Consider the following 8,233-nt stretch of genomic DNA (forward strand, 5'->3'; position numbering starts at 1 on the left):
CCTGTGCGCGGTACGTGGCGTCAGTCGCTCTGGCGCTTCGGCGCGGGGCGCCAGACGACCAGGGCGTTGCCCGGCACCGGTGGCTGGTACTTGACCAGATCTCGCCGGTACGAGGCGTGCACCTGGGCCTCGCGCTGCTGGAGCACGGCCGCCGCGCCGTCCACCGCCGCCGAGAGCTCGGCCACGCGCTGCTGGAGCGCCGCGACCTGGTTCTCCAGTTCGATGATCCGCTTGATCCCGGCCAGGTTGATGCCCTCGTCCTGGGACAGCGCCTGCACCGTGCGGAGCAGTTCGATGTCGCGGGCCGAGTAGCGCCGGCCGCGGCCGGCCGTCCGGTCCGGGGAGACCAGGCCGAGCCGGTCGTACTGGCGCAGGGTCTGCGGATGCAGGCCCGAGAGCTGGGCGGCCACCGAGATGACGTAGACAGGAGTGTCGTCGTTGAGCTGGTAGTGGCTCCTGCGGCGGCCGTCCATGATCATGCTCCCTTCGCGGACTCGAACAGCACGGCGCGCGGGTCCTCCGACTCCGTCGCGTCGCGGTACATCTCCAGCGCCTCCCGGGCCTTGTCCGACAGCGAGGCCGGAACGGCGACCTCCACCGTCACCAGCAGGTCCCCGCGGGTGCCGTCCTTGCGGACCGCGCCCTTGCCGCGGGCCCGCATCGTGCGGCCGCTGGGGGTGCCCGGGGGCAGCTTCAGCGTCACCGAGGGGCCGTTCAGGGTCGGGACCTTGATGTCGGCGCCCAGGGCCGCCTCGGCGATCGTCACCGGGACGGTGACCGTCAGGTTGTCGTCCTTGCGGCCGAACACCGGGTGCCCGTCGACGTGGACGACCACGTACAAGTCACCGGCGGGGCCGCCGCGCTCGCCCGGGGCGCCCTTGCCGCGCAGCCGGATCCGCTGCCCGTCGGAGACGCCCGCCGGGATGCGGACCTGCATGGTGCGGGAGGACTTGGCCCGCCCGCTGCCCTTGCAGACGTCGCAGGGGGTCTCGGCGATCAGGCCGCGGCCCTTGCAGTCCGCGCAGGGGTCGGTCAGCGAGAAGCCGCCGCCGCTGCCCCGCGACACCTGGCCGGTGCCGACGCAGGTCGGGCACACGCGCGGCGTGCCGTTCTTGTCGCCGGTGCCCGAACAGGCCTTGCAGGGAGCCTGGGAGGACATCCGGAGCGGGACCGTGGCCCCGTCCACCGCCTCCGTGAAGGAGAGGGTGACCTCCGACTCGATGTCCTGGCCGCGGCGCGGCTGGACACGGGTCCCGGGACCCGCGCCGCCGCGGTTGAACAGTCCGCCGAACACGTCGCCCAGACCGCCGCCGCCACCGCCGAAGCCGCCGGCCGCGCCGCCACCCTGCTGGGTGCCTCCGAAGAGGTCGCCCAGGTCGAAGTTGAACGAGCCGCCGCCCCCGCCGGGACCGGGGCGGAAGCCGCCGTTCCCGAACAGGGCGCGGGCCTCGTCGTACTCCTTGCGCTTCTTGGCGTCACCGAGGATGTCGTTGGCCTCGGAGATCTCCTTGAAGCGCTCCTCGGCCGAGGCGTCGCCCTTGTTGGCGTCCGGGTGGAACTCGCGGGCGAGCTTCCGGTACGCCTTCTTGATCTCGGCCTCGGTGGCGTCCTTCGGGACACCGAGGACCTTGTAGTAGTCCTTCTCGACGAAGTCCTTCGTGCTCATCCCCGGTGTCCCTCCTCTCGTACCGCTACTGGTTCAACATCAGCCCTTGTCGGGGGCATCCGTGTCCTTGTCCGAAGGCGCGTCGGCCTCGGCCGACTCGGACTTGGGGGCCGCGCCCGGCTGGGGCTCGGCCACCGCGACCCGCGCGGGGCGGATCGTACGCTCGCCGATCCGGTACCCCGGCTGCAGGATCGCGACGCAGGTGTCCTCGGTGACGTCCGGCGCGTACGAGTGCATCAGGGCCTCGTGGATCGTCGGGTCGAAGGGCTCGCCCTCCTTGCCGAACTGCTGCAGCCCCATCTTGGCCGCGGCGGTCTCCAGCGATTCGGCCACCGACTTGAAGCCGCCGACCAGCTCGCCATGGTCCCGCGCCCGGCCGATGTCGTCCAGGGTCGGGAGCAGTTCCGTCAGGAGGGACGCGACCGCGATCTCCTTGACGGCGATCCGGTCCCGCTCGACCCGGCGGCGGTAGTTCTGGTACTCCGCCTGGAGCCGCTGGAGGTCCGCGGTGCGCTCGCCGAGCGCGGTGCGGGCCTGGTCCAGCTGCGCCAGCAGAGCGACATCCTGTGCTGCTGCGGAGTCCCCGGCCGGGGCCGCGGCCTCCTCCTTGGAGGAAGCTGCGGCCTTCGGCTCGGCGGCGTCGTCAGGCGTGCCGTCGGCGGGGACTTCGGGCTTCTCCTCGAAGCCCGGGGTCTCCTCCGACATCAGGCAGCGCCGCCCTTCGGCTTGTCCTCGTCCACGATCTCGGCGTCGACGACGTCGTCTTCCGGCTTGGCCTGGCCCGCGTCACCCGCGGCACCGGCCGCGCCCTGGGCGGCCTGCGCGTCGGCGTAGATGGCCTGGCCGAGCTTCTGGCTGACCGCGGCGAGCTTCTCGGTCGCGGTGCGGATCTCGGCGGTGTCCTCGCCCTTGAGCTTTTCCTTCAGCTCGGCGACGGCCGCCTCGACCTCGGTCTTGACCTCGGCCGGGACCTTGTCCTCGTTGTCCTTGACGAACTTCTCCGTCTGGTAGACGAGCTGCTCGCCCTGGTTGCGGGACTCGGCCGCCTCCTTGCGGCGCAGGTCCTCGTCCGCGTACTGCTCCGCCTCCTGGCGCATGCGGTCGACCTCGTCCTTGCCGAGCGAGGAGCCGCCGGTGACGGTCATCTTCTGCTCCTTGCCCGTGCCGAGGTCCTTGGCCGTGACGTGCATGATGCCGTTCGCGTCGATGTCGAAGGAGACCTCGATCTGCGGGACGCCACGCGGGGCCGGCGGCAGGCCGGTCAGCTCGAACATGCCGAGCTTCTTGTTGTACGCCGCGATCTCGCGCTCACCCTGGTAGACCTGGATCTGCACGGACGGCTGGTTGTCCTCGGCCGTCGTGAAGATCTCGGACCGCTTGGTCGGGATCGTGGTGTTGCGCTCGATGAGCTTGGTCATGATGCCGCCCTTGGTCTCGATGCCGAGGGACAGCGGGGTCACGTCGAGGAGCAGGACGTCCTTGACCTCACCCTTGAGGACACCGGCCTGGAGGGTGGCGCCGATGGCGACGACCTCGTCCGGGTTGACGCCCTTGTTGGCGTCCTGACCGCCGGTCAGCTCCTTGACGAGCTCGGCGACGGCCGGCATGCGGGTGGAGCCGCCGACCAGGACCACGTGGTCGATCTCGGACAGCTGGATGCCGGCGTCCTTGATGACGTTGTGGAACGGGGTCTTGCAGCGGTCCAGGAGGTCCGCGGTCAGCTGCTGGAACTGGGCGCGCGTGAGCTTCTCGTCCAGGTGCAGCGGGCCCTCGGCGGAAGCCGTGATGTAGGGCAGGTTGATCGTGGTCTCCGTGGAGGAGGACAGCTCGATCTTCGCCTTCTCGGCGGCCTCGCGCAGGCGCTGGAGCGCCATCTTGTCCTTGGAGAGGTCCACGCCGTGGCCGTTGGCGAACTGCTTCACCAGGTAGTCGACGACGCGCTGGTCCCAGTCGTCGCCACCGAGGTGGTTGTCACCGTTGGTGGCCTTGACCTCGACGACGCCGTCGCCGATCTCCAGGAGCGACACGTCGAAGGTGCCGCCACCGAGGTCGAAGACGAGAATGGTCTGGTCGTCCTTGTCCAGGCCGTAGGCCAGGGCGGCGGCGGTCGGCTCGTTGACAATGCGCAGGACGTTCAGGCCCGCGATCTCGCCGGCCTCCTTGGTCGCCTGGCGCTCGGAGTCGTTGAAGTAGGCCGGGACGGTGATGACCGCGTCCGTGACCTTCTCGCCCAGGTACGCCTCGGCGTCGCGCTTCAGCTTCTGCAGGATGAAGGCGCTCATCTGCTGCGGGTTGAAGTCCTTGCCATCCAGGTTGATCTTCCAGTCAGTGCCCATGTGGCGCTTGACGGAGCGGATGGTGCGGTCCACGTTCGTGACCGCCTGGCGCTTGGCGACCTCGCCGACGAGGACCTCGCCGTTCTTGGCGAAGGCGACGACGGACGGCGTGGTCCTGGCGCCCTCGGCGTTGGTGATGACGGTGGGCTCGCCGCCTTCGAGAACGCTGACGACGGAGTTAGTGGTGCCCAGGTCGATGCCGACCGCACGTGCCATTTTGATTTCCTCCAGCTGACTTGAGTGGAACAGACTCAACCATGCCGCATCTCCGAGCCGTCGTCAACAGAGGTGAGTGGAGGCGGCTCAACTTTTATCCGGGTCTTACGCTCACTGCGGCCTTCGGGAGCCCCGGCCGCGGCCTCCCGAGGGCGCCGAGCGGGCGATGCTGGGACGGCCCACTGCGCGGCACCGCCGAAACCGCCGGAGGCACATGCAGGGTGCCCCCATGCCGCTGCCGCCGCTCACGCTCCCCCCGATCCGGCACCTCGTACGACGGCGCCCCGCGAGCCCGCACCCCCTCGTACGCCCACCCGCCCCGCCGCGCCCACCGCGCCCGCCGACCCCGCCGCGCCTGCCGGACCTGTCGGCGAAGCGGGTGGCCGACCTCCTCGGGGCCGCCGCCCTGGCCCTGCTGTTCGCGCTGCCGCTGCTGGTCACCGCCGCCCTGTTGTACACGGCCCAGGGCGGGCGGGCCTTCGTACGGGAACCGGCGGCCGGACTGGCCGGGCGGCCGTTCCTGACCTGGCGGCTGCGCACGGACGCGGCGGGCCGGCTGGGGGCGGCCCTGAAGCGGTGCGCCCTGGACGGGATGCCGCAGCTGCTGAACGTGCTGCGCGGCGAGATGTCGCTGGTCGGGCCGCGCCCGGAACCGCGTACGGACCGGGCCGACCGGCTCCTCGTACGGCCCGGAATGACCGGATTGTGGCAGGTCAGCGCGCGATCCGACCTCCCCTGGGAAGAGATGGCGCTGCTGGACCGGCACTATGTGGAGAGCCATTGGCTGGGGATGGATCTCGCGATCCTGGCTCAGACCCCTCGGGCGGCCTGTCGGCACAGGCGCTCCTGAGGCATGCCTGAGCGACACAGATCACCGCTCGCCCACCTACATTGCGGCGCGGGAAATGGGTAACCTCAAGCCTTGACTTCATAAGTTACCGCTTAGTAAGTGCCGCCCGAGGAGCCCTTCCATGCAACTCGCCGCGATCATCGTGTCGCTGGTCATCACGGTGGTGGCCGTCGCGCTGTTCGGCCGTGCCACCGTGCAGATCTACCGCTTCGTGCGGCTCGGCCAGCCAGTGCCCGCGGGCACCCGCACGGGCGATCCGACGCAGCGCACCATCACCCTGGTCAAGGAGTTCCTCGGCCACACCCGCATGAACCGCTGGGGCATCGTCGGCTTCGCGCACTGGTTCGTGGCGGTGGGCTTCTTCTCGCTGCTGCTGACGATCGTCAACGCGTTCGGCCAGCTCTTCCAGGCCGACTGGCTGATCCCGATCATCGGCGACTGGCTGCCGTACGAGATCTTCACCGAGTTCCTCGGCCTGATGACCGTCCTCGGCATCGTGACCCTGATCGTGATCCGGCAGCTGAGCCGGCCGGGCGCGGCGGGCCGCAAGTCCCGCTTCGCGGGTTCCAAGACGGGCCAGGCGTACTTCGTCGAGGCCGTCATCCTGATCGTCGGCGTCTGCATCATGACGCTGCGCGCGCTGGAGGGCGTCCAGCACGGCGTCGACGGCTGGGAGCCCGGCTTCTTCGCCTCGTACCCGCTGATCGCCGCGTTCGACGGACTGGACCTGAGCACGATCCAGTACCTGACCTACTTCTTCGCCGCGCTCAAGATCGTCACGTCCTTCACCTGGATGATCACGGTCTCGCTCAACACGAACATGGGTGTCGCCTGGCACCGCTTCCTCGGCTTCCCGAACATCTGGTTCAAGCGGAACGCGGACGGTTCGACGGCGCTGGGCGCGCTGCAGCCGATGACCAGCGGCGGCAAGGAGATCGACTTCGAGGAGCCGGGCGAGGACGACGTCTTCGGCGTCTCCCAGGTCGAGCAGTTCTCCTGGAAGGGCATCCTCGACTTCTCCACGTGCACCGAGTGCGGCCGCTGCCAGTCGCAGTGCCCGGCGTGGAACACGGGCAAGCCGCTGTCCCCGAAGCTCCTGATCATGTCGCTGCGCGACCACGCCCACGCCAAGGCGCCGTACCTGCTCGCGGGTGGCGGCAAGACCATGGAGGGCGAGGAGAAGGCGACGCCGGAGCAGCTGGGACACGTTCCCGCGGCGGCGCTGGCGGAGGCGGAGCGCCCGCTGATCGGCACGGCGGAGGAGAACGGGGTCATCGACCCCGACGTCCTGTGGTCCTGCACGACCTGCGGTGCGTGCGTCGAGCAGTGCCCGGTCGACATCGAGCACATCGACCACATCGTCGACATGCGCCGCTACCAGGTGATGATCGAGTCCGCGTTCCCGTCGGAGGCGGGCACGATGCTCAAGAACCTGGAGAAGAAGGGCAACCCCTGGGGCCTCGCCAAGAAGCAGCGCGTGGAGTGGACCAAGGAGGTCGACTTCGAGGTCCCGATCGTCGGCAAGGACGCCGAGGACCTCTCGGAGTACGACTACCTGTACTGGGTCGGCTGCGCGGGCGCCCTGGAAGACCGGGCGAAGAAGACCACGAAGGCCTTCGCCGAGCTCCTGAACATCGCGGGCGTCAAGTTCGCGATCATGGGCGGCGACGAGAAGTGCACCGGTGACTCCCCGCGCCGCCTGGGCAACGAGCCGCTGTTCCAGCAGCTCGCCCAGGAGAACGTGGCCATGCTGAACATGGCGTTCGGCGAGGACGACGAGGACGAGTCGACGCGCAAGCCGAAGTCGGCGAAGCGCATCGTCTCCACCTGCCCGCACTGCTTCAACACGATCGCGAACGAGTACCCGCAGCTGGGCGGCGAGTACGAGGTCATCCACCACACGCAGCTGCTCCAGCACCTGATCGACGAGGGCCGGCTGACGCCGGTCACGCCGGTCGACGGCCTGATCACGTACCACGACCCCTGCTACCTGGGCCGGCACAACAAGGTCTACACGCCGCCGCGCGAGATCATGTCGGCCGTGCCGGGGCTGCGCCAGCAGGAGATGCACCGCCACAAGGAGCGGGGCTTCTGCTGTGGCGCCGGTGGCGCGCGGATGTGGATGGAAGAGCGCATCGGCAAGCGGATCAACAACGAGCGCGTGGACGAGGCCCTGTCCCTGAACCCGGACATCGTCTCGACGGCCTGCCCGTTCTGCCTGGTCATGCTGACCGACTCGGTGAACGGCAAGAAGAACGACGGCCAGGCGAAGGAGTCCGTCCAGGTCGTGGACGTGGCCCAGCTCCTCCTGGAGTCGGTCAAGGCCCCCGCCCCGACGGAAGCCGAACTGGCGGCGGAAGCCCTGGCGGCGGAGGAAGCGGCGGCCGCCGAGGCGGAGGCGGCAGCGGCGAAGGCCGAGGCCGAGGCCGAGGCGAAGGCGGCAGCCGACGCGAAGGCGAAGGCCGAGGCGGAAGCCGCAGCCGAGGCGGACGCGAAGGCGAAGGCCGAGGCGGAAGCCGCAGCCAAGGCCGAGGCCGAGGCTGCGCCCGAGGCCGAAGCGGAAGCGGATGCCGCGGCCAAGGCGGAGGCGGAGGCGGAGGCGGAGGCGGAGGCGGAGGCGGACGCTACGGCCAAGGTCGAGGCCGAAGCAAAGGCGGAAGCCAAGGCGGACGTGAAGGCGGACGCCGAGACCGAGGCAGAGGCTGCGCCCGAGGCCGAGGCAGAAGCTGCGACCGAGGCGAAGGCCGAGGCAGATGCCGCAGCCAAGGCGGAAGCGAACGTGAAGGCGGACGCCGAGACTGACGCGGACGCCAAGACCGAGGCGGACGCCAACGCGACGACCGAGGCCCCGGCGAAGCCGGAAGCCGAAGCCGCCACCGAGGCCGAGGCGAAGCCGGAGGCGGACGCCGCTGCTGCAACCGAGGCCGAGCCGAAGGCGGTGGAGGGCGCTGAGCCTGCGGCCAAGCCGGAGGCCAAGGCCTAGGCCTGGCGGGGCGGCGGCCCAAGCAGGCCTCCCGCCCGCAACGCAACGCCGGTACGGCCGGTCCCCTGCTCAGGGGGCCGGCCGTACCGGCGTTTCGGGGGTCCGGGGGCGCAGCCCCCGGTTTCGGGAAGGGGCGGGGTGGGGGAAAGGCCCCGCGCAGCGGCCCACCCGCCCACCCGCAC

At 70.2% G+C, this 8,233-nt stretch carries 5 protein-coding genes and 1 pseudogene; 2 read left to right on the forward strand and 4 right to left on the reverse strand.

The features are described from left to right. Positions 1–20: 20 nt before the first annotated feature. From ADK52_RS28670 to dnaK, 4 genes are read right to left on the reverse strand one after another with little or no spacing between them, the layout of a single operon-like run. Positions 21–473 (reverse strand): heat shock protein transcriptional repressor HspR, encoded by a 453-nt coding sequence (locus tag ADK52_RS28670; protein WP_053692746.1) that lies wholly within the window; start codon positions 471–473, stop codon positions 21–23. A 2-nt stretch (positions 474–475) separates the two neighbouring features. Next, positions 476–1,666: a molecular chaperone DnaJ gene (dnaJ, locus tag ADK52_RS28675; protein WP_053692747.1), complete on the reverse strand. Its 1,191-nt coding sequence runs from the start codon at positions 1,664–1,666 to the stop codon at positions 476–478. Positions 1,667–1,705: 39 nt separating this feature from the next. Then, positions 1,706–2,371, reverse strand: coding sequence for a nucleotide exchange factor GrpE (gene grpE, locus ADK52_RS28680; protein ID WP_053692748.1), 666 nt, complete (start codon positions 2,369–2,371; stop codon positions 1,706–1,708). Next, entirely contained in the window at positions 2,371–4,218 is a 1,848-nt protein-coding gene (dnaK, locus tag ADK52_RS28685; protein WP_030152904.1) for a molecular chaperone DnaK, read from the reverse strand. The genes grpE and dnaK overlap by 1 nt, the downstream gene beginning before the upstream one ends. Before the next feature lie 229 nt (positions 4,219–4,447). On the opposite strand from dnaK, the gene ADK52_RS28690 reads away from it, so the two are divergent. Together ADK52_RS28690 and ADK52_RS28695 are read left to right on the forward strand one after the other, a co-directional pair. Continuing rightward, on the forward strand, positions 4,448–5,068 hold the full coding sequence (locus ADK52_RS28690; protein ID WP_078988676.1) for a sugar transferase: 621 nt from the start codon (positions 4,448–4,450) through the stop codon (positions 5,066–5,068). A 121-nt stretch (positions 5,069–5,189) separates the two neighbouring features. Beyond that, positions 5,190–7,400: pseudogene (locus tag ADK52_RS28695) on the forward strand ((Fe-S)-binding protein); the annotation flags it as partial. Positions 7,401–8,233: the final 833 nt, after the last annotated feature.

Origin of the sequence: Streptomyces sp. WM6372, assembly GCF_001279655.1 — a bacterium.
In the GTDB taxonomy this organism is placed as follows: Bacteria; Actinomycetota; Actinomycetes; order Streptomycetales; family Streptomycetaceae; genus Streptomyces.